The sequence below is a fragment of the Rhizobium sp. Root1204 genome (assembly GCF_001424965.1).
Classification (GTDB): Bacteria; Pseudomonadota; Alphaproteobacteria; order Rhizobiales; family Rhizobiaceae; genus Pararhizobium.
Window position 1 is genome coordinate 289243 of record NZ_LMCZ01000040.1, and the last position, 20059, is coordinate 309301.

The window sequence follows — 20059 nt, forward strand, 5'->3', positions numbered from 1 at the left end:
ATACCTGCCCGTGGTGGGCGGGTACAACAAAAAAGAGGGAACTGACATGAAGACAAGACTTGCATCATTGCTGCTGGCAAGCGCTTTTTCGCTGTCCGCATTCCATGCCATGGCCGCCGACAAGGTGGTGCTGCAGCTGAAATGGGTCACGCAGGCCCAGTTCGCCGGCTATTACGTCGCCAAGGACAAGGGTTTTTATGAAGCCGAAGGTCTCGATGTCGAGATCAAGCCGGGCGGCCCGGACATCGCACCTCCGCAGGTCATCGCCGGTGGCGGCGCCGATGTCGTCGTCGACTGGATGCCATCTGCGCTTGCAACCCGCGAAAAGGGCGTGGCGCTCGTCAACATCGCCCAGCCGTTCAAGTCCTCGGGCATGATGCTGACCTGCCTGAAGGAATCCGGCGTCGCCTCTCCTGCCGATTTCAAGGGCAAGACACTCGGCGTCTGGTTCTTCGGCAACGAATATCCGTTCCTGTCCTGGATGAGCCAACTCGGTCTCAAGACCGATGGCGGCCCGGATGGCGTCACCGTCCTGAAGCAGGGCTTCAACGTCGATCCGCTGATCCAGAAGCAGGCTGCCTGCATCTCGACCATGACCTATAACGAATATTGGCAGGTCATCGACGCCGGCATCAAGCCGGATGACCTGGTGGTCTTCAAGTATCAGGATCAGGGCGTCGCAACCTTGGAAGACGGTCTCTACGTGCTTGAAGACAAGCTCAAGGATCCGGCCTTCAAGGAAAAGATGGTCAAGTTCGTGCGCGCTTCGATGAAGGGCTGGAAATACGCCGAGCAAAACACCGACGAAGCCGCCGGCATCGTTCTTGAGAACGACGCTACCGGCGCCCAGACGGAAGAACACCAGAAGCGCATGATGAGTGAAGTTGCCAAATTGACGGCAGGCTCGAACGGCGCGCTGGATGACGCCGACTACAAACGCACCGTTGCTTCGCTGCTGAAGGGTGGATCCGACCCCGTTATCAGCAAGGAACCATCAGGCGCCTTCACGCATGAGATTACTGACGCCGCTCTCAAATAGGCATTTTTATAATACTTTTGACAGAAGAAACGCGCGGGCTGGTTCCCGCGCGTTTCTCATTTGCAACACTTGCAAATACGTTTGCGCAACAAAAAGACATAAAACGGAAGTTGCATTGATGGCACCCAACAAATAAAATAATGAGGCACCATTCTTTATTTCTATGATCTTGCATAGCCGAATGGCTCTAACTAAATAGAGCCCGAAGGCATTCTGAGGAGGATGCGGGAGAAAATTTACGCGTAACGTAATTGCAACCGGCGCGCTATTTCCTTCCTTTCCTGCATATGACGGCGACCGGCCCATCCAGGCAATGTTTTCGGCGTCAGCGAACTGATTTATCCGGAATTCGAGGAAAGTGAGCCGATGGCCCGTAACACGACGTTTGCGTTTGGAATTTCCACTGCTCTTTTGCTGACTTTGCTATCCGGCACGGCATTCGCGCAGGAGGCCGCCAAGCCGGAAGCCACGCAGACATTGCCGTCCATTGTCGTAACCGAGGTGGCATCCAGGCCGATTGTCGATCGGGTCGTGGCAACCGGTGCGGTAAAAGCCGTCGATGAGACCTATGTCTCCCCGCTGGTCGACGGGCTTTCCATTCGCACGCTGAACGCCGATGTCGGTGACCGGGTTGAGGCAGAGAGCACGCTCGCGACCCTGAACCAGGATATGCTTGTGCTGCAAAAGAGCCAATATGCCGCAAGCCTTGCCAAGGCTGAGGCCGCTCTTGCCCAATATCAGGCACAACTTGCGGAAGCGCAGGCCAATGCGGACGAAGCCGTCCGGGTCAGCGAACGATCAAAAAAGCTCGCCGAGGCGGGTTCGATGTCGACAGCGCAGCGTGACCAGGAAAAAGCCGCCGCCACCGCAGCGCTTGCGCGCGTCCGCTCGGCTGACCAGTTGGTCTCTGTCGCCAAGGCGGATATCAAGGTCGTCGAGGCGCAGATTTCCGATGTCGATCTGCGGCTTGTCCGCACGGATGTGAAAACGCCAGTAACCGGCGTGGTCTCGGCACGCACCGCAAAGGTCGGGGCCATTGCGAACGGCGCCGGTGAGCCGCTGTTCACCATCATTCGCGATGGAGCCGTTGAGATGAAGGCGGAAATTATCGAAACCGACCTGCCTAAGCTTGAGATCGGCCAGAAGGCAAAGGTGACGCTTGCCGACGGCAAGACGCAGATCGACGGGAGAATCCGCCTGATTTCGCCGGTGATCGACACCCAGACCCGCCTCGGCAGTGTCTATATCAGCCTGCTGGAACCCGAAAAAGCCAGGGTTGGCATGTATGCTCGGGCGCAGATCATCGTCACGGAAAAACAGGCGCTCGTCCTGCCGCTTTCGGCGGTCACCAATACGAAGGTCGGCATGGTCGCCCGCAAGGTTGAGGGTGACGTGGCGCATGTTGCGCAAGTTGAAACCGGCATACAGGATAACGGATATATCGAAATCCGCAGCGGGCTGAAGCAGGGCGACCGGGTGATTACGAAAGCCGGCGCCTTCGTGCGCGACGGTGATCGCATCAAACCCGTGCTGGCGGCCGCCGAAACCGTATCGAACTGATCGAGGTCAAAGAGATGAACTTTTCTGCTTGGTCCATCCGCAACCCGATCGCGCCGATCCTGGGTTTCGCGCTCCTGCTCTACCTGGGAATTCAATCGTTCTACGCATTGCCGATCACCCGGTTCCCGAACATCGACGTCCCGGTGGTCGCGATCACCGTGACCCAGAACGGCGCCTCGCCGTCGGAACTGGAAATGCAGGTGACCAAGGAGGTCGAGGACGCCGTTGCCTCGATCGCCGGTGTTGACGAAATCCAATCCACGGTTACCGACGGACAGTCGGTCACTTCAGTCGTTTTCCGTATCGAAAAGCCCACGGAAGAAGCCGTCCAGGACACCAAGGACGCGATCGACCGCATCCGCAGCGATCTGCCTGCCGACGTTGAAGAACCTGTCGTCACCAAGATCGATGTCGAAGGCCAAGCCATCCAGACTTTCTCCGTCACATCGCCTGATATGACGCTGGAAGAACTCTCCTGGTTCGTCGATGATACCATCAAGCGCGCCCTGCAGGGTCAGGTCGGCGTTGGCCGGATTGACCGTTACGGCGGCTCCGACCGGGAAATCAAGGTCGAGCTTGATCCGAACAAGCTCGATTCCTTCGGCATCACAGCCCCGGATGTCAACAATCAGCTGCGCAGCACCAACGTTGACCTCGGCTCGGGCCGCGGCCAGATCGGCGGAAACGAGCAGACCATCCGTACACTCGGCGACGCTCGCAACGTGGCCCAACTCGCCAATACGACGATCGCACTGCCCAATGGCCGGTTCGTAAAGCTCTCCGATCTCGGCACCGTCACCGATACCTATGAAGAGCAGAAATCCTTCTCTCGCTTCAATGGTGACGCATCGGTCACCTTCGCAGTGTTCCGATCCAAGGGCGCCAGCGAAGTCACCGTCGCAGAAACCGTGGCGAAAAGCCTCGATACGGTTCGTGCCGCCCATCCCCAAGTCAACATCGCAATGGTCGATGACTCGGTCTATTTCACCTACGGCAACTATGAAGCTGCGCTGCACACGCTGCTGGAAGGCTCGATCCTTGCCGTTATCGTCGTGCTTCTCTTCCTGAGAAACTGGCGGGCGACGCTTATCGCCGCGGTTGCCCTGCCCCTGTCCGCGATCCCGACATTCTGGATCATGGATCTGATGGGCTTCTCGCTCAATCTCGTCAGCTTCCTGGCATTGACACTGGCGACGGGTATTCTCGTCGATGACGCGATCGTCGAAATCGAGAATATTGCCCGGCATATCAAGATGGGAAAGACGCCGTACCGGGCCTCGCTCGACGCCGCCGACGAAATCGGGCTAGCGGTTATCGCCACCAGCTTCACCATCATCGCCGTCTTCGTGCCGGTCTCGTTCATGCCCGGTATTGCCGGACAATATTTCATTCAGTTCGGCTTGACGGTCGCCTTCTCCGTCTTCTTCTCGCTGATGGTCGCGCGTCTGATCACGCCACTGATGGCAGCCTACCTGATGAAGCCCGAGGACGGCGTTGACGACCATCATGACAATGATGGGCGCATGATGAAGGGCTATACCTGGCTGGTCAGCGCCACGACCCGGCGCTGGTATATGCGCTACGCAACGATGCTCGCCGCTTTCGCCTTCCTGGCAGGTTCCCTGGCTCTGATGGCGCAGGTGCCAGGCAGCTTCATGCCGCCGGACGATTCATCGCGCGTCGTGCTGTCGGTCGAATTGCCGCCAAACGCAACTCTTGCTGAAACCGACGCCACAACTGAACAGATCTACAACGCTGTGCGCGGTATCGATGGCGTGGAGAGCGTCTTCGTGCTCGGCGGCGCCTCGCCGAAGGGCGATCTTGAACTGCGCCGTGCAACGGTCCGCATCATTCTCGGGACCATCGACCATTCGCTTGTCAAAACCCTGGTCAACAAGGGTCTCGGCAATCTTCCGCTGATCGGGCAGTATATGCCGAAGATGAAGATGGATGGCAGGACACGTCCGCAGTGGGACGTCGAAAAGGACATCTTCGCCAACCTGCGCGGCATTCCGGATGTACGCATCACCAAGCTGAACGATCGCGGCGAACGTGAACTGACCTTCAACTTCCTGTCGTCCAACGAGGACGACCTGAATGCGGCCGTCAGCCTGCTGGAAGGCAAACTGCGCGCGTCACCCATCCTGTCCAACGTCAGCTCGGAAGGCGCCCTGCCCCGGCCGGAACTGCAGATTCATCCGCGGAAGGATGAAATCGCACGTCTCGGCATCACGCCGCAGCAGATTTCCCAGACGATCCGCGTTGCTACGACCGGTGATGTCGATGCAGCACTGACCAAGATCTCGCTCGACAACCGGCTGATCCCGATCCGGGTACAGACGTCACTTGACGTTCGCCGTGACCTCGCAGCGATCGGCGCCCTGAAGGTGAAGACCGCGTCTGGCTCGACGGTTCCGATCGATAGCGTTGCCGATATCAGCTATTCCGAAGGACCAAGCTCAATCCTGCGCAATGCTCGCAACAAGGTGGCCTCGATCGGCTCCGATGTGCCGCAGGGGACCGCGCTCGATACCTCGACCGCAGAGTTCAAGCGGATCGTCGACGAGACGAAGCTGCCATCGACCGTTCGGCTTGCCGAGAGCGGCGATACCAAGATCCAGAGCGAGATGATGCAGAGCTTCGGCAACGCCATGCTGCTCGGATTGCTGATGGTGCTGGTGGTGCTCATCCTATTGTTCAAGGATGTGATCCAGCCCTTCACCATTCTCCTGTCGCTGCCGCTGGCAATCGGCGGCGTCGCTGTGGCGTTGATCCTGACCCGCAATGCATTCTCGATGCCGGTCATGATCGGTGTCCTGATGCTGATGGGTATCGTCACCAAGAACGCCATCCTGCTGGTCGACTTCGCCGTCGAGATGAAGCGTCAGGGCATGGAACGTGTCCAGGCCATGATCGAGGCCGGCCGCAAACGCGCTCAGCCGATCATCATGACATCCATCGCCATGTCGGCGGGTATGATTCCCTCAGCACTCGGTGTCGGCGAAGGCGGTTCGTTCCGCGCACCGATGGCGATCGCCGTTATCGGCGGCATCATCGTATCCACCGTGCTCTCGCTTCTCGTCGTGCCGTCGTTCTTCCTGATCATGGACGACGTATCCCGCCTGATGGGCTGGCTGTTCGGCCGCATGGTCGGCAAGAAGGATGAGGAACTGGAGGTGCTTGAAAACGAAGCATTGACGGGCATCGTCACGGATCAGGGCAAGACGATCGACGAGTTGCAAAAACGGCTCGACAAGCTGGAAGCCCCCAAACGCGGCGGCAACGTCATCAACCACCCCGCGCTCGCAGCGGAATAGTTCCAGCTCGCCCCCCTCAAAAAGCCCGGCCGCCTCATAAATGCGGCCGGGCTTTTTCGTCTTGAAACAGCGCTCTCTTCACAGCCCGCCTTCAACCCTCAGAAAATCGACGATCGTCTCGATACCGTCGCCGCGTTTCATGTCGGAAAACACGAAAGGCCGCGCAGCACGCATACGGTTGGCGTCCCGCTCCATGACGTCGAGATCGGCACCGACATAGGGCGCCAGGTCCTTCTTGTTGATCACCAGAAGGTCCGAGCGTGTGATCCCCGGTCCGCCCTTGCGCGGGATTTCCTCGCCCTGGCAGACGGAAATGACATAGATGGTGATGTCGGCAAGATCAGGCGAAAAGGTCGCTGCCAGATTGTCACCACCGGATTCGATGAAGATGACGTCGAGATCCGGAATGCGCCGGTTGAGATCGGCAATGGCCTGCAGGTTGATCGTCGCATCTTCCCGGATTGCCGTGTGCGGACAACCGCCGGTCTCGACGCCAACGATCCGGTCCGACGGCAGTGCCTGCATGCGTACCAGCGCCTCGGCATCTTCCTTGGTGTAGATATCATTGGTGACGACGGCGACCGAATATGTTTCGCGCATCGCCTTGCAGAGCTTGTCGGTCAACGCTGTCTTGCCGGAGCCGACTGGACCGCCGATTCCGACGCGAAGGGGGCCATTGGCAGATTTCATCGTAATATTCCTTTCAAGAAAGCGGGCTCGAAACTGTCAGGACCGAAAGAGCCGCGAATGCAAAGTCTCATGGCGCAGCGCTGAAATATCGGCCGTGATGGTCGCGGAACCAAGATCGTCCAGCGTGCTCGTCGCAGCCCGTGCCGCTGTTTCAGCGATCACCGGTTCCAGCCCGGCAAGCACAGCAACTCCGTGTGTCTGCCCGATCACCCCGCAACGGATTGCCACCGAAACCAGATTGGATGCCGTCGAATGCAGGTAGGCAGCCAGCGGCGGCTCAAGTCCCGTGCCATGCGCGCCCGCAATCGCCCCAACGGCAACAGGATAGGCAACCGCACCTGTCAGGGTATCGAGCACCGGATGCGGCCAATGGGCAGCTGCCATCAGGAACGCCTCTCCTTGCAGCATGGTTTCCATATGGCGCTCGCGCGATCCGGCAAGGGCTTCAGCGAGTTCTCTTAACTCCGCCAGTCGAGGTGTATCTCCACAAGCCCGATAACTCTCGGCCAGAAGTACGGCATCATTCCAGCTCGAACCATGTTCGATCAACGCCTTCAGCCATCGCGTAAGCCCCGGCGCGTCACGCACCAGACCATCGTGCACCGCCTGCTCAAGCCCACCGGAATAGGAGAACGCCCCGACCGGAAAGGCTGGCGACAACCATGTCACCAGCCGCAGCAGCGCTTTGGTGTCGGCATGATCAGTCATGGGCGTGATGGTGGCCGCCATGACCATGCGAATGTCCACCGGAGCCATGATAGGCACCGCGCATCGGCTGAAACGGTTCCGTCACCTCACTGATCGCAGCGCCCAGACCTTCCAGCATCGCCTTGATCACCGGATCACGCAGAATCAAAATCCGCTCCAGCCGGATTTCTGCGGCAAGGTGCCGATTGCCGAGATGCCAGGCGAGTTCGATCAGGTGGAGGGGATCTCGCGGGCGAATGTCATAGAGCGGCTCATCAATCGCAGCGATGCGGACATACTCCCCGGTGTCCAATACCAGAAGATCGCCATCAGCCAGCATGACGGGCTCCTTCAGGTCAAGCATCACCACATCGTCATTGTCGAGATGCAGCAATTTGCGGCGCAGGTGCCGCTTGTCATGGGCAAGAGCAATCGTATGCAGCGCTGTCTTGTCGGTTGGACCGGGCGACAGGATCTCAGTCGAGCGATAGGGCATTCAACGAGCCTTCAAATTCAATCATATGACTGTAACAACAAAAAAATCCGGCGCCAGACCAAACAGGCCCGGCGCCGGATTTGACGAAAATCACCCTTGCCTGAAATCAGGCAGCGATCTTTTCCGACTGCAGCGCGCCGAGGATGTTCTGCGGCGACGAGACGCCATACGGGTCGTTGTCGGCATTGTCGCAATAGCCTTCTTCCTCGAACCACTGTTCGACGACACCGTCATTGATGACGGCGGCATAACGCCAGGAACGCATACCGAAGCCGAGATTGTCCTTGGAAACGAGCATGCCCATCTTGCGGGTAAACTCGCCGGAGCCATCAGGAATGAGCTTGACGTTTTCGAGGTTCTGCGACTTGCCCCAGGCATTCATCACGAAGGCGTCGTTGACGGAGATGCAGTAGATTTCATCAATGCCCTCGGCACGGAAATCAGCCGTCAGCTTTTCGAAGTCGGGAAGCTGAAAGGTCGAGCAGGTCGGCGTAAACGCGCCCGGCAGCGAAAACAGGATGACGCGCTTGCCGGCGAAATAATCGGCCGACGAAACATCCTGCCAGCGGAATGGATTGGCACCGCCAACGGCTTCGTCGCGAATACGCGTGCGGAAGGTAACGGACGGAACTTTTCTGCCAATGATCATGATGGATACTCCTTGAAAGATAAACGTCCCGCGCGGCAGGTCTTGGGAGGAACCCGGCGCAGGAAGTGACCCTTTTTCTATAGCAATGGCTGCTGCGATGCAGCACAAAGGCGACGAAAAACACTCGCCGCATGGCTGACCTGCACTCAGCGCATGCCTGTGCCTGCGACAAAAAGTCAATTATTTCAATTATACAGCGCCAGCGATGCCGACAGGGAAATCGGTAATGGATTCCACCAGCCGGTTCGCAACCCTGCCTCGCGAAGCGCCTTGGCCGTCCAGGTATTGCAGCCAAGGACAGCAGTGAACCAGCCGTTGGCCTCGAAAAAACGGTCATTGGCGCCGTAGGCAACATCCGGAATCGCCTCGATTCGGCCGCCTGCTGACATAAAGCTCGCTTCGATGAAGGATAGCAGCCGTTCGTATTCATCCGGCCCGATCTCAAAACCCGCAACATGATCCGCGGGCTCGAGAATCTCGCCCGCGACATCGGCATGGATGACCGAGCGATCAAGCGTCAGCCCCTTGAACAATGGCACCGGTTTCAACTCCGACCATGTGGGCGTCTCGATATAAAACGCCCGGCCACCCCAGCCGAAAACCAGCCAGCGTGCGTCCGGATGCGCAACCGGCATGCCGCTTTCCGCGAGAAACGGAAAACGGCCCAGCGTTTCGGCAGTGACTGGAATGGCAATGTCCGTATGGATCGGGTTGGACAGCACAAGAATCCGATGCGTCTCCCTCGTTTCCGCATCGGCTTTCGCGGTATGCCACAAAGGCCGAGGCACGAATGTCCCGGCAACAATCGCCAAGACCGCGGTAAACACAGCGGCCGCCAGCCAGCGCACGGGCCGTCTCCAGGACATCAGCATTCTTTCTCGATCAACAACCGCGCTAGAACATGAAGTAGCGCTGCGCCATCGGTAGCACCGTTGCGGGTTCGCAGGTCAAGAGCTCGCCATCGGCCCGAACCTCGTAGGTTTCGGGGTCCACCTCAACATGCGGCGTCAGGCTATTGTGGATCATCGAGGCCTTGCCGATGCCACCACGGGTGTTCTTCACCGCAACGAGCTGCTTGGCAACACCGAGCCGCGCCTGCAGCCCACCATCGAGCGATGCCTGCGATACGAAGGTGACGGACGAATTGGTTCGTGCCTTGCCAAAGGCGCCAAACATCGGCCGGTAATGCACCGGCTGTGGCGTCGGGATCGAGGCGTTCGGATCCCCCATCGGGGCAGCCGCGATCATGCCGCCAAGAAGCACCATATCGGGCTTCACCCCGAAGAACGCCGGATTCCACATCACCAGATCGGCACGCTTGCCGACTTCGATCGAGCCGATCTCATGCGAAAGGCCCTGCGCGATCGCGGGGTTGATCGTGTATTTGGCGATATAGCGCCGGACGCGAAAGTTGTCGTTCTCGCCGGTCTCCTGCGGCAGCCGGCCCCGTTGCCGTTTCATCTTGTCGGCCGTCTGCCAGGTGCGGATCGCCACCTCGCCAACGCGGCCCATGGCCTGACTGTCGGACGAAATGATCGAGAACGCGCCGATATCATGCAGGATGTCTTCGGCTGCGATCGTCTCCTTGCGGATACGGCTTTCGGCAAAGGCAATGTCTTCCGGGATCGACGGCGACAGGTGATGGCAGACCATCAGCATGTCGAGATGCTCGGCAAGTGTATTGACCGTGTAGGGCCGGGTCGGGTTCGTTGAGGACGGGATGACGTTCGGCTGGCCGCAGATCTTGATGATATCAGGGGCATGGCCGCCGCCCGCGCCTTCGGTGTGAAAGGCATGGATCGTGCGCCCCTTGATGGCCCCGATCGTATCTTCGACGAAACCGCTTTCGTTCAGCGTATCGGTGTGGATCATCACCTGCACGTCAAAGGCATCGGCAACCGACAGGCAATTGTCGATGGCGGCTGGCGTCGTGCCCCAGTCCTCGTGCAGCTTCAAGCTGGAGGCCCCGGCAAGGATCATCTCCTCGATCGGCGCCGGAAGCGAGGCGTTGCCCTTGCCAGCCAGCGCGAGATTCATTGGAAAGGCATCAAAGCTCTCGATCATCCGCTCGATATGCCACGCGCCGGTGCACGTGGTTGCCAGCGTGCCATGCGCCGGGCCGGAGCCGCCGCCAAGCATCGTGGTGATCCCCGACATCAGGGCTTCCTCGATCTGCTGCGGGCAAATGTAATGGATATGGGCATCCATGCCACCTGCCGTAATGATTTTGCCTTCGCTGGCAATCACCTCCGTCGACGGACCGACAATGATGGTCACCCCCGGCTGGGTGTCCGGGTTACCAGCCTTGCCGATCGCAGCGATCCGGCCGTTCTTCAAGCCGATATCGGCCTTGACGATGCCGGTATGATCAACAATCAGCGCATTGGTGATGACGGTATCGACCGCCCCTTGCGCCCGCGTGGCCTGGCTCTGGCCCATGCCGTCGCGAATGACCTTGCCACCGCCAAACTTCACCTCGTCGCCATAGGTGGTGAAATCCTTTTCCACCTCGATGAACAGCTCGGTATCGGCCAGCCGAACCTTGTCGCCGGTGGTGGGGCCGAACATGCTGGCATAGGCCGCGCGCGACATTTTGTAGGACATGGCTTTCAGGCTCCCTGAGCAAAGGCGGGTAAACTGGTCGGATCGAGGCGCAACAGCTGCCCCTTGGAAATCAGGTCATCGACATAACGGCGCTCGGCAGAAAAAGGATGCCACTCCCAGCCCGCATGGCCAAAACCGGCAAGAACCACGCGATTCGTCGGGCGGCGCCAATGAGCCAGCACTTCGGCAATCGCAATCAAACCGCTGCTCGGCACGACATATTCGCCGGGGTCGAATGGCTTCAGCCCCGCATCGACACGCTCATGCGTAGACGCCGGGATCGTATGAAAGGCGCGGCCGGTCGCCTGGGCAAAGGTGCGAAAACCATCGGTATAATCGTCGCAGAGATCATCAAGATCCGGATGCGTCAAAGCCAGCTGCGGCCGCAACGCCTGAAACTTGTCTCCATCACGAACGCACCAGATCGCGCTTGCCCGCCGCACCGCCGCTTTCGTCTTCCACATCCCGCCCCCCAGCATGGCCAGCGCCGGACGTCCGGTGTTGCAGACGGCAACGATATCCGTCTTCTCCCCACCCGCTCCGCAGGAACGGCAATCGTTGAAGCGGATCACCAGATCAGCCGCATCGATGATGGCGGCCGCACCATCCGGCACCGGACCATTGCCAACGATCATGATGGTCCGGCTCGCGGTCACGGACACCTCAGTTTCCAGCACCTTCCGTCAGGCCCTTCAGTTCCTCGGTTCGCTTCTTGGTCAGGTCCGCCAGGCAACCGGAGACCAGCATCGGCTCCATCGAACCGCCCCGCGCCTCGAAACCGGCCAGTTCGCATTGGCCGTCGCGATAATCAATCCAGGCGCGCTGGGCCTTCTTCAGAGCTTCGACGGCACCGACATAGCTGGGGGCGATACCGGCCATTTCCTTGTCGGTATCCTTCATCGCCGCCATGGCCTTCTTGTAGACCGCGTTCAGCTCCGTATCGGCCGCCTCATAATCCTTGTTGGCGCAAATGTTCATATCCGCCTGGGTCATTGCATTGGCGCAATCGACCTGCGGATCCTCTTGCGCCTGTGCAAGGAGAACGCCTTGAAACAACGTGACCGCAAGCGAAACTGACGTGAGGAGGAAACGCCTCATAGCTTGCCCATGACCTTCTGGCGGAAGCCGTAAACCTCGCGCTTGCCGGTAAAAGGAATGAGCGTGACGCTACGCGTCTGTCCCGGCTCAAAGCGCACCGCGGTTCCGGCTGGAATATCCAGGCGCCTGCCATGTGCCACGGCCCGGTCAAACAGCAAGGCGGCATTGGTTTCGGCAAAATGATAGTGGCTGCCGACCTGGACGGGACGGTCACCGCTATTGGAAACCTCCAGCGATACCGTGTCCAGCCCGGCATTCAGCTCGATCTCGCCCTCTGCCGCAAGGATTTCACCGGGGATCATCGTATCGTCTCTCCTCTTCAGGCAGCCTTGATCGGCGCGCAGCCTTCGGCTTTCAGAACGCGCTCGGTGGAGGCCGGAAACTTGCCGAGCTTGGCTGCTGGACGAACCGGGCGGCGCACGAGTTCGCCACTACAGTTCGGGCATTGCCCATCGAGAACATCGGTGACGCACTGCGTGCAGAAGGTGCATTCGAAGCTGCAGATCATGGCTTCGCGGCTGCCAGGCGGCAGATCCTTGTTGCAGCATTCGCAATTGGGTCTCAGTTGCAGCATGGTCTTTCCTCAGCGAATGGGTTCATGGACGGTGACAAGCTTTGTCCCATCCGGAAACGTCGCCTCAATCTGGATATCGTGGATCATCTCGGGAATGCCTTCCATCACCTGAGCGCGGGTGATCACATGAGCGCCCGCCTCCATCAGGTCAGGCACCGAGCGGCCATCGCGCGCACCCTCGACGACAAAATCGGTGATCAGGGCGATTGCTTCGGGATGGTTGAGCTTGACGCCGCGCTCCAGCCGCCGGCGGGCGACCATGGCTGCCATCGAAATCAGCAATTTGTCTTTTTCACGAGGTGTCAGGTTCATGCGTGGTCACCGGGATTATGGGTCAATTACAGGTTCCAGACTTTCGGCACAGAGGCGCCCTTGCGCAAGTGCGAAATGACCGGGATGAGGATTTTTCTCAAGGCAAAACCATCGGCGGCAACGAGGCGGGCAATCAGCTTGTCTTCGCCTCCCACCCGATAGCAGCTCACGCCGCCCGCAATGCCGCCGATCAGACCGCGCAGCTTGTCGAGATGCAACTCGCAATCAGCGCCGGTGTAAAACACGGTCGCGAAAGCCACCTGCCCGCCGAGCACCGCGCGTTCCTGCGTCAAACCGGAGATATCGCCGGAAAGCCGCAGATTTTCGGCATGCAGCAGCGCGCCATTCTTGCGAATGCGCCAGCGATCCTGAAACAGGCCTTCCCGCATCGCCTCGCCCATCGCCTTGCGCCCCAGAAGCACGGCCTCGACCGCCAGAAATTCCGCCCCATCAGCAAGATCGACCTCCAGCTTTCGCGATATCGAGGCCCGGTCAAACAGGATGGTTTCCTGCGGCAGCCAATGCACTGTGGCTCCCTGCCCCAGCGAAATCCGCGCACTCACCGCGGCCGTCCCGGCGCTGGCTTTATAGATTTTCTCGCAGGCCTGGGTGGTCAATGTCAGGTGGGTGCCGTCACCGGCTGCAAACGACCATTCTATATGATCGCCCCCCGTCAGACCGCCGGAACTGTTGATCAGCACCGCTTCCATCGTGGTGTCGAATGTGTCCGGCAACCGGATCTTGGCGCAGCCTTCCTGATAGAATTCGGCAAGCCGGGTACGCCCCGCAAACGGCTTTGCCACCAGCCGCCCTTTGCCCCACGCCCTTTGCGGAGCGATCCCTGCTGCTACTTCAGCCATCTGCCGTCAAACCGTCAGGTGGCGGCGCGCTTCCGGCGTATCCAGCGTCTCGGCCGGGCCTTCATGCACGATCTCGCCACGGTCCATGATGTAAACATGGTCTGCAAGCTCCCGGCAGAAGTCAAGATATTGTTCCACAAGCAGAATCGCCATCCCGGTGGAATCGCGCAGATACTGGATCGCCCGGCCGATATCCTTGATGATCGATGGCTGGATACCCTCCGTCGGCTCATCGAGGACGAGGATTTTGGGCCGGGTGACCAGCGCCCGGCCAATCGCCAGCTGCTGCTGCTGCCCGCCCGACAGATCGCCGCCGCGGCGGCCGAGCATCGAGCGCAGGATGGGGAAGAGGTTGAAGATATCCTCCGGAATGAACCGGTCCTTGCGCGCCACCGGCGCATAGCCCGATTCCAGGTTTTCCTTGACCGTCAGCAGCGGAAAGACCTCGCGCCCCTGCGGCACGAAACCAATGCCGTGCTTGGCCCGATTGTAGGGCGCCATGCCGTTCAGCACCGTATCGTTGAAGGTAATCGTGCCGGCGCTTGGCCCATGCTGGCCGGTAATCGCCCGAAGCAGGCTGGTCTTGCCGACGCCGTTGCGGCCGAGAACGCAGGTGATCTTGCCCATGGGCGCTGTAATGGAAACGCCACGGAGGGCTTGAGCCGCACCGTAATGGAGATTGATGTTGTCGACGGTCAGCATAGTTGATCACCTTCAGAAGTTGTGGCTTCACCCCCCTCTGTCGGCGGCGTCGACATCTCCCCCACAAGGGGGGAGATTGCCATTGGCATCAGCGCAATCGAGGAAAGAGAATGATCTCCCCCCTTGTGGGGGAGATGTCGCAAAGCGACAGAGGGGGGTGAAACCGGCATCCACCGGCCGCAGAACATCGAAACGTTATAATGCATCTCACCGCCCCAGATAATTCTCGATCACTTTCGGATCGTTGCTGACGAAATCGATCGAGCCTTCGGCCAGCACCGAGCCTTCCGCCAGGCACGTCACCTTGACGCCGAGATCGCGGATGAAGCCCATGTCGTGTTCGACGACGACGACCGAGCGGGTCTTGGCGATTTCCTTGAGCAGGATGGCGGTTTCGGCGGTTTCCGCATCGGTCATGCCGGCGACGGGCTCATCGACCAGAAGCAGTTTCGGCTCCTGCGCGAGCAGCATGCCGATCTCCAGCCACTGTTTCTGCCCGTGCGAGAGATTGGCGGCCAGATCGTCCTTGCGCGCGGTCATGCGCACCGTTTCGAGGATTTCCTCGATACGCACCTTGTCCTCCGCCGTCAGCCGGTAAAACAGGGTCGAGAAAACGCCGCGTTTCCGGTTGAGCGCCAGCTCGATATTGTCCCAGACGGTATGGCTTTCGAACACCGTCGGCTTCTGAAACTTCCGGCCGATGCCGAGCTGGGCGATGTCGGCCTCGTCCTTCTTGGTCAGATCGATATCGCCGTTGAAAAACACCTGGCCGCTATCCGGCCGGGTCTTGCCGGTGATGATATCCATCATCGTCGTCTTGCCTGCCCCGTTCGGGCCGATGATAGCCCTGAGTTCACCGGGCTCAACCACGAAGGACAGCGAATTCAGCGCCTTGAACCCGTCGAACGATACCGAGACGCCATCGAGATAAAGCAGGCTGCGTGAGGTCTTTGCATCCATCGATCTTACTCCGCAGCCAGGGGTTCAAGCGTGGCCAGCCGGCTTTCGGCCCTGGCCGCAGCCTTGTCCTGATAGACTTTTTCAGCGGCATCTGCTTGTTTCTGTTCCTTGCGCCGGGCGAGGAACTGCTGGACCGTGCCGACCACGCCCTTTGGCAGGAACAAGGTCGTGGCGACGAACAGGGCGCCGAGTGCAAACAGCCAGAATTCCGGGAAGGCCGCGGTAAACACGCTTTTGCCGAAATTGACGAGGATGGCGCCGATGATCGGGCCGATCAGCGTGCCGCGCCCGCCAACCGCCGTCCAGATCACCACTTCGATCGAGTTTGCCGGGGCGAACTCTCCCGGGTTGATGATGCCGACCTGCGGCACATAGAGCGCACCGGCCACGCCCGCCATCATCGCCGAGACGGTGAAGATAAACAGCTTCATATTCTCGACCCGGTAGCCCAAAAACCGGGTCCGGCTTTCCGCATCGCGCACGCCGACCAGCACCTTGCCGTATTTTGAGCGGACAATGGCGGAACTCAGAACCAGAGCCAACGCCAGCGCGATGGCGGTTGCCGCAAAAAGTGCGGCGCGCGTACCACCGGCCTGAACGTTGAAGCCGAGAATTTCCTTGAAATCGGTCAGGCCATTGTTACCACCAAAACCCATCTCGTTGCGGAAGAAGGCTAGTAACAGAGCATAGGTCATCGCCTGGGTGATGATCGACAGATAGACGCCGGTAACGCGCGAGCGGAAGGCAAACCAGCCGAAGCCGAAGGCCAGCAATCCGGGCACCAAAAGCACCATCAGCGCTGCAAAGGCGAAATGGTTGAAGCCATACCAGTACCACGGCAGTTCCTGCCAGTTGAGGAACACCATGAAATCCGGCAGCAGCGGATTAGCATAGACGCCGCGATCGCCGATCTGGCGCATCAGATACATGCCCATGGCATATCCGCCGAGTGCGAAGAACGCGCCATGACCGAGCGAAAGAATGCCGCAATAGCCCCAGACGAGATCAAGCGCCAAGGCCAGAAGCGCATAGCAAAGATACTTGCCAAGCAGCGGCACCAGATAGCCAGGGACATGAAAGACACTGTCTTCCGGGATCAGAAGATTGGCGAGCGGTACGAGGATTGCGGCAAGCAGGATGAGGCAAACGGCCCAGACCGTCTTCTTTTCGTGCTGGCTGAAAAGCATTTGCGTGATCATTGTTCGACCGCCCTTCCCTTGAGCGCGAACAGGCCGCGTGGCCGCCGCTGGATGAAAAGAATGATGAAGATGAGAATGAGGATCTTGCCGAGCACCGCACCGGCATAGGGCTCCAGAAACTTGTTGGCGATGCCAAGTGTCAGCGCGCCCACCAGCGTCCCCCAGAGATTGCCGACACCGCCGAAGACCACGACCATGAAACTGTCGATAATGTAGTTCTGGCCGAGATTGGGCGAGACATTGTCGATCTGGCTGAGCGCCACCCCCGCCATGCCGGCAATGCCGGATCCGAGCCCGAATGTGAGCGCATCGACCCAGGGGGTACGGATACCCATCGACGAAGCCATCCGCCGGTTCTGGGTGACCGCGCGCATCTGCAAGCCGAACTTGGAGCGTTTGAGCAGCAGCAGCAAGGCGACGAAGACACCCAGCGAAAAGACGATGATCCACATGCGATTGTAGGTGATCGCAAGCCCGCCGATCTCGAACGCACCCGACATCCAGCTTGGATTGTCGACCTGACGGTTGGTCGGGCCGAAGATGGTGCGGATCGCCTGCTGCAGGATCAGCGAGATGCCCCAGGTGGCCAGCAGCGTTTCGAGCGGACGGCCATAAAGCCAGCGGATGACGCTGCGTTCGATGCCGACGCCAACCAGGCCGGTGAAGAGAAAGGCCGCAGGAACCGCAAACGCCAGCGAAAAATCGGCCATTCCCGGCGCGACCGCAGCGATCGTCTGCTGCACCACGTAGGTCGTGTAGGCCCCGAGCATGACCATCTCGCCATGGGCCATGTTGATAATGCCCATGACCCCGAAGGTGATGGCAAGGCCGATGGCCGCGAGAAGCAGGACGGAACCGAGCGACAGGCCATACCAAACGTTTTGGGCGATATCCCAGACGGCAAGGCTTCGCTCGATCGCATTGACATGGGTCTGGATCACCGGCTTCAGGTCATCAGGCGCATTGGCCATCGCTGCCGTCAGAATCGTCAGGGCGTCGCGGTTTCCGCGCGCGGCAATCGTGTCGATAGCGGCTTTCTTGTCTTCGGCTGTGGCGTCGGTCTTGAGCAGGATAACGGCACGCGCCGCTTCCATGGTCGATTTGATCTCGGCATCCTTTTCCTCAACCAGTGCCGAATTCAAAAGGGTCAGATTGTCCGGATTGGCGTCCTTGAGCAGGTCCTGCGCCGCCGCAAGGCGGGCGGAACGATCCGGACTCAGAAGCGTCAACTGGCTGAGCGCCGTGCCGATCGCCCCGCGCAGGCCATTGTTCAACCGGATTTTCGCAAGGTTTCCGGGAGCATCAGAGACCGCGGCCCCTGTCAGCACATCAAGATAGGTACCGTCGGCCGAACCTTCGAGATAGACCGCACCGCCGGTCTTCGGCGCATAAAGCTTGCCGTCGCTGAGGTTCTTCAGGATGTCACCGACCTTAGGATCACCCGATGCGGCCAACGCTTTGACGGCCTCGATCTTCTGCGGGAAAGCCGTAGCGCCCAGCGCATCGACCAGCGGCCGGATGTTCTCCTCAGCGCGCAGGCCCGTTGCCAGGCAGCTGATCAGCAGGCAGAGAGCAACAAGGAAGGTTTGGATGGCGCGATACATGAGCTCTTCTTGTTCCGTTGGCTCGGGCGCCGTGCATTGACGAAACACACGTTATGCCGGCGCTGTTGCTTAAGTTTTCCGCACTCCGCTCGCTCGACGAGCACATCGATGGGGACCGGCATCCAGGAGCCGCGTCCCAACTGAGCCAAGCAGAAAACATGCCAGATGTCGGGATGCAGGTCCCTCCGCCCAGACAGGGTCTGGACGGAGGGTATTGGCATTTCAATCAAGACGTCATGAGAATGATTTCTGGGAAATGGCCGTCAGGCCGTTGCCGGAATATGCTGAGCTTGATGAAATCAGCGGGTAATCGTTGACATCAGGAGCCTTTGCCGCCGCACTTGCCCGTTGCAACGTTGAAGTTGCCGCAGGACATCGGCTTGCGCCAATCGGAGATCAGATCCTTCGAGTCCGGCAGGAAGTCCGACCATTCGTCGCCAACGACCTGTGGGGTCTGCTGGACGATTTCGAACTGGCCGTCGGCCTGGATTTCACCGATCAGCACCGGCTTGGTGATGTGGTGGTTCGGCATCACGGTGGAGTAGCCGCCCGAAAGGTTCGGTACGCTGGTGCCGATGATCGTGTCGAGAACGGCATCGGTTTCGGTGGTTCCAGCAGCCTCGACGGCCTTTACCCAGGCACTAAAGCCGATATAGGCGGCTTCCATCGGATCGTTGGTGACGCGCTTGTCATTCTTGGTGAAGGCATGCCACTGCTTGATGAATTCAGCATTGGCAGGCGCATCGACGGACTGGAAGTAGTTCCACGCGGCGAGGTGACCAACCAGCGGCTTGGTATCGAGACCGGCCAGCTCTTCTTCGCCGACGGAGAAGGCGACGACCGGGATATCGGTTGCCTTGATGCCCTTGTTGCCGAGCTCCTTGTAGAACGGCACGTTGGCATCGCCGTTGATGGTCGAAACGACGGCCGTCTTCTTGCCGGCCGAACCGAATTCCTTGATCTTCGTCACTTCCGTCTGCCAGTCGGAGAAGCCGAATGGCGTGTAGTTGATCATGATATCCTCTTTTGGGATACCCTTGGCGATCAGATAGGCTTCGAGGATCTTGTTGGTGGTGCGCGGATAGACGTAGTCGGTGCCTTCCAGCACGAAACGTTCGACGCCCTCGGTGTTCATCAGATAGTCGACGGCCGGGATGGCCTGCTGGTTTGGAGCGGCACCGGTGTAGAAGATGTTGCGCGAGGATTCCTCACCCTCGTACTGGACCGGGTAGAACAGGATCGAATTCAGCTCTTCGAAAACCGGCAGGACCGATTTGCGCGACGACGACGTCCAGCAACCAAAGACAGCAGCGACCTTATCGACGGAAATCAGCTCGCGGGCTTTTTCAGCAAACAGCGGCCAGTCAGAGGCCGGATCGACAACGACGGCCTCGAGTTTCTTGCCGAGAAGGCCGCCCTTCTTGTTCTGCTCTTCGATGAGCATCAGCATGGCATCCTTGAGCGTCGTCTCGGAGATTGCCATGGTGCCGGAGAGCGAATGCAACACGCCGACCTTGATGGTGTCTTCAGCGGCATGAACGCTGGAAAATGCTGTTGTGGCGAGCGCGCCAGCCAGAAACGCGCCCAGAATCTGGGATTTGAATTTCATGATGTGAACCCCTCTCGTTCTTTTGACGACGGCGCTTGGGAGACCTTTGCCGTTCGTAGGCAAACTATCCGCCCGGGTTTCCGGATTCTGTATACGTCA

The 20059-nt window shown here is 59.4% G+C and carries 20 protein-coding genes; 3 read left to right on the plus strand and 17 right to left on the minus strand.

The features are described 5' to 3' along the window. Nucleotides 1-46 precede the first annotated feature (46 nt). The 3 genes from ASC96_RS25800 to ASC96_RS25810 all read left to right on the plus strand — a co-directional run bounded on the left by ASC96_RS25800 (nt 47) and on the right by ASC96_RS25810 (nt 5916). Nucleotides 47-1039 carry an ABC transporter substrate-binding protein gene (locus ASC96_RS25800; protein ID WP_037099053.1) on the plus strand — a complete coding sequence of 331 codons (993 nt, stop codon included), beginning with the start codon at nt 47-49 and terminating at the stop codon, nt 1037-1039. Nucleotides 1040-1405: 366 nt separating this feature from the next. Continuing rightward, on the plus strand, nt 1406-2599 hold the full coding sequence (locus tag ASC96_RS25805) for an efflux RND transporter periplasmic adaptor subunit (RefSeq protein ID WP_060505903.1): 1194 nt from the start codon (nt 1406-1408) through the stop codon (nt 2597-2599). Between the two features lie 14 nt (nt 2600-2613). After that, nucleotides 2614-5916 (plus strand): efflux RND transporter permease subunit, encoded by a 3303-nt coding sequence (locus ASC96_RS25810; protein ID WP_060505904.1) that lies wholly within the window; start codon nt 2614-2616, stop codon nt 5914-5916. A gap of 78 nt (nt 5917-5994) precedes the next feature. Here the strand turns inward: ASC96_RS25810 and ureG are convergent, their stop codons facing one another. The 17 genes from ureG to urtA all read right to left on the minus strand — a co-directional run bounded on the left by ureG (nt 5995) and on the right by urtA (nt 19960). Further along, a complete protein-coding gene (gene ureG, locus ASC96_RS25815; protein ID WP_060505905.1) occupies nt 5995-6606 on the minus strand; it encodes an urease accessory protein UreG in 612 nt (203 codons plus the stop codon). Nucleotides 6607-6642: 36 nt separating this feature from the next. Further along, nucleotides 6643-7314, minus strand: a complete 672-nt coding sequence (locus tag ASC96_RS25820) for an urease accessory protein UreF (RefSeq protein WP_060506082.1) — start codon at nt 7312-7314, stop codon at nt 6643-6645. Beyond that, nucleotides 7307-7789 carry an urease accessory protein UreE gene (ureE, locus tag ASC96_RS25825; RefSeq protein WP_060505906.1) on the minus strand — a complete coding sequence of 161 codons (483 nt, stop codon included), beginning with the start codon at nt 7787-7789 and terminating at the stop codon, nt 7307-7309. Before ureE ends, ASC96_RS25820 begins: the two co-directional genes overlap by 8 nt. A 106-nt stretch (nt 7790-7895) precedes the next feature. After that, on the minus strand, nt 7896-8435 hold the full coding sequence (locus tag ASC96_RS25830) for a peroxiredoxin (protein WP_060506083.1): 540 nt from the start codon (nt 8433-8435) through the stop codon (nt 7896-7898). A gap of 188 nt (nt 8436-8623) precedes the next feature. Beyond that, nucleotides 8624-9304, minus strand: coding sequence for a TIGR02117 family protein (locus tag ASC96_RS25835; protein WP_060506084.1), 681 nt, complete (start codon nt 9302-9304; stop codon nt 8624-8626). A gap of 28 nt (nt 9305-9332) precedes the next feature. Continuing rightward, complete coding sequence (gene ureC / locus ASC96_RS25840; protein ID WP_060505907.1) at nt 9333-11042, minus strand: urease subunit alpha; 1710 nt, start codon at nt 11040-11042, stop codon at nt 9333-9335. A 5-nt stretch (nt 11043-11047) separates the two neighbouring features. Continuing rightward, the gene (locus tag ASC96_RS25845; RefSeq protein WP_060506085.1) at nt 11048-11698 is read right to left on the minus strand and encodes a hypothetical protein; all 651 of its coding nucleotides are present in this window, start codon (nt 11696-11698) and stop codon (nt 11048-11050) included. A gap of 7 nt (nt 11699-11705) precedes the next feature. Further along, the gene (locus ASC96_RS25850; RefSeq protein WP_082512269.1) at nt 11706-12140 is read right to left on the minus strand and encodes a lysozyme inhibitor LprI family protein; all 435 of its coding nucleotides are present in this window, start codon (nt 12138-12140) and stop codon (nt 11706-11708) included. Next, complete coding sequence (locus ASC96_RS25855) at nt 12137-12442, minus strand: urease subunit beta (protein WP_060505908.1); 306 nt, start codon at nt 12440-12442, stop codon at nt 12137-12139. Before ASC96_RS25855 ends, ASC96_RS25850 begins: the two co-directional genes overlap by 4 nt. Before the next feature lie 17 nt (nt 12443-12459). Next, nucleotides 12460-12714 (minus strand): DUF1272 domain-containing protein, encoded by a 255-nt coding sequence (locus ASC96_RS25860; protein WP_060505909.1) that lies wholly within the window; start codon nt 12712-12714, stop codon nt 12460-12462. Between the two features lie 9 nt (nt 12715-12723). After that, nucleotides 12724-13026, minus strand: a complete 303-nt coding sequence (locus ASC96_RS25865; protein ID WP_037099076.1) for an urease subunit gamma — start codon at nt 13024-13026, stop codon at nt 12724-12726. Between the two features lie 26 nt (nt 13027-13052). Then, a complete protein-coding gene (locus ASC96_RS25870; protein WP_060505910.1) occupies nt 13053-13886 on the minus strand; it encodes an urease accessory protein UreD in 834 nt (277 codons plus the stop codon). A 6-nt stretch (nt 13887-13892) separates the two neighbouring features. Next, nucleotides 13893-14588 (minus strand): urea ABC transporter ATP-binding subunit UrtE, encoded by a 696-nt coding sequence (gene urtE, locus ASC96_RS25875; protein ID WP_060505911.1) that lies wholly within the window; start codon nt 14586-14588, stop codon nt 13893-13895. A gap of 207 nt (nt 14589-14795) precedes the next feature. Further along, complete coding sequence (gene urtD, locus ASC96_RS25880) at nt 14796-15548, minus strand: urea ABC transporter ATP-binding protein UrtD (RefSeq protein ID WP_060505912.1); 753 nt, start codon at nt 15546-15548, stop codon at nt 14796-14798. Between the two features lie 5 nt (nt 15549-15553). Then, the gene (gene urtC, locus ASC96_RS25885; protein WP_060505913.1) at nt 15554-16747 is read right to left on the minus strand and encodes an urea ABC transporter permease subunit UrtC; all 1194 of its coding nucleotides are present in this window, start codon (nt 16745-16747) and stop codon (nt 15554-15556) included. Further along, on the minus strand, nt 16744-18351 hold the full coding sequence (gene urtB, locus ASC96_RS25890) for an urea ABC transporter permease subunit UrtB (RefSeq protein ID WP_060505914.1): 1608 nt from the start codon (nt 18349-18351) through the stop codon (nt 16744-16746). Before urtB ends, urtC begins: the two co-directional genes overlap by 4 nt. Before the next feature lie 319 nt (nt 18352-18670). After that, nucleotides 18671-19960 carry an urea ABC transporter substrate-binding protein gene (urtA, locus tag ASC96_RS25900; RefSeq protein ID WP_060505916.1) on the minus strand — a complete coding sequence of 430 codons (1290 nt, stop codon included), beginning with the start codon at nt 19958-19960 and terminating at the stop codon, nt 18671-18673. Nucleotides 19961-20059: the final 99 nt, after the last annotated feature.

Bases quoted from the DNA above. Each gene is read 5' to 3' on its own strand.
- ASC96_RS25800 (WP_037099053.1), top strand. From the start codon at position 47: ATGAAGACAAGACTTGCATCATTGCTGCTGGCAAGCGCTTTTTCGCTG.
- ASC96_RS25805 (WP_060505903.1), top strand. From the start codon at position 1,406: ATGGCCCGTAACACGACGTTTGCGTTTGGAATTTCCACTGCTCTTTTG.
- ASC96_RS25810 (WP_060505904.1), top strand. From the start codon at position 2,614: ATGAACTTTTCTGCTTGGTCCATCCGCAACCCGATCGCGCCGATCCTG.
- ureG (WP_060505905.1), bottom strand. From the start codon at position 6,606: ATGAAATCTGCCAATGGCCCCCTTCGCGTCGGAATCGGCGGTCCAGTC.
- ASC96_RS25820 (WP_060506082.1), bottom strand. From the start codon at position 7,314: ATGACTGATCATGCCGACACCAAAGCGCTGCTGCGGCTGGTGACATGG.
- ureE (WP_060505906.1), bottom strand. From the start codon at position 7,789: ATGCCCTATCGCTCGACTGAGATCCTGTCGCCCGGTCCAACCGACAAG.
- ASC96_RS25835 (WP_060506084.1), bottom strand. From the start codon at position 9,304: ATGTCCTGGAGACGGCCCGTGCGCTGGCTGGCGGCCGCTGTGTTTACC.
- ureC (WP_060505907.1), bottom strand. From the start codon at position 11,042: ATGTCCTACAAAATGTCGCGCGCGGCCTATGCCAGCATGTTCGGCCCC.
- ASC96_RS25850 (WP_082512269.1), bottom strand. From the start codon at position 12,140: ATGAGGCGTTTCCTCCTCACGTCAGTTTCGCTTGCGGTCACGTTGTTT.
- ASC96_RS25855 (WP_060505908.1), bottom strand. From the start codon at position 12,442: ATGATCCCCGGTGAAATCCTTGCGGCAGAGGGCGAGATCGAGCTGAAT.
- ASC96_RS25860 (WP_060505909.1), bottom strand. From the start codon at position 12,714: ATGCTGCAACTGAGACCCAATTGCGAATGCTGCAACAAGGATCTGCCG.
- ASC96_RS25865 (WP_037099076.1), bottom strand. From the start codon at position 13,026: ATGAACCTGACACCTCGTGAAAAAGACAAATTGCTGATTTCGATGGCA.
- ASC96_RS25870 (WP_060505910.1), bottom strand. From the start codon at position 13,886: ATGGCTGAAGTAGCAGCAGGGATCGCTCCGCAAAGGGCGTGGGGCAAA.
- urtE (WP_060505911.1), bottom strand. From the start codon at position 14,588: ATGCTGACCGTCGACAACATCAATCTCCATTACGGTGCGGCTCAAGCC.
- urtD (WP_060505912.1), bottom strand. From the start codon at position 15,548: ATGGATGCAAAGACCTCACGCAGCCTGCTTTATCTCGATGGCGTCTCG.
- urtC (WP_060505913.1), bottom strand. From the start codon at position 16,747: ATGATCACGCAAATGCTTTTCAGCCAGCACGAAAAGAAGACGGTCTGG.
- urtB (WP_060505914.1), bottom strand. From the start codon at position 18,351: ATGTATCGCGCCATCCAAACCTTCCTTGTTGCTCTCTGCCTGCTGATC.
- urtA (WP_060505916.1), bottom strand. From the start codon at position 19,960: ATGAAATTCAAATCCCAGATTCTGGGCGCGTTTCTGGCTGGCGCGCTC.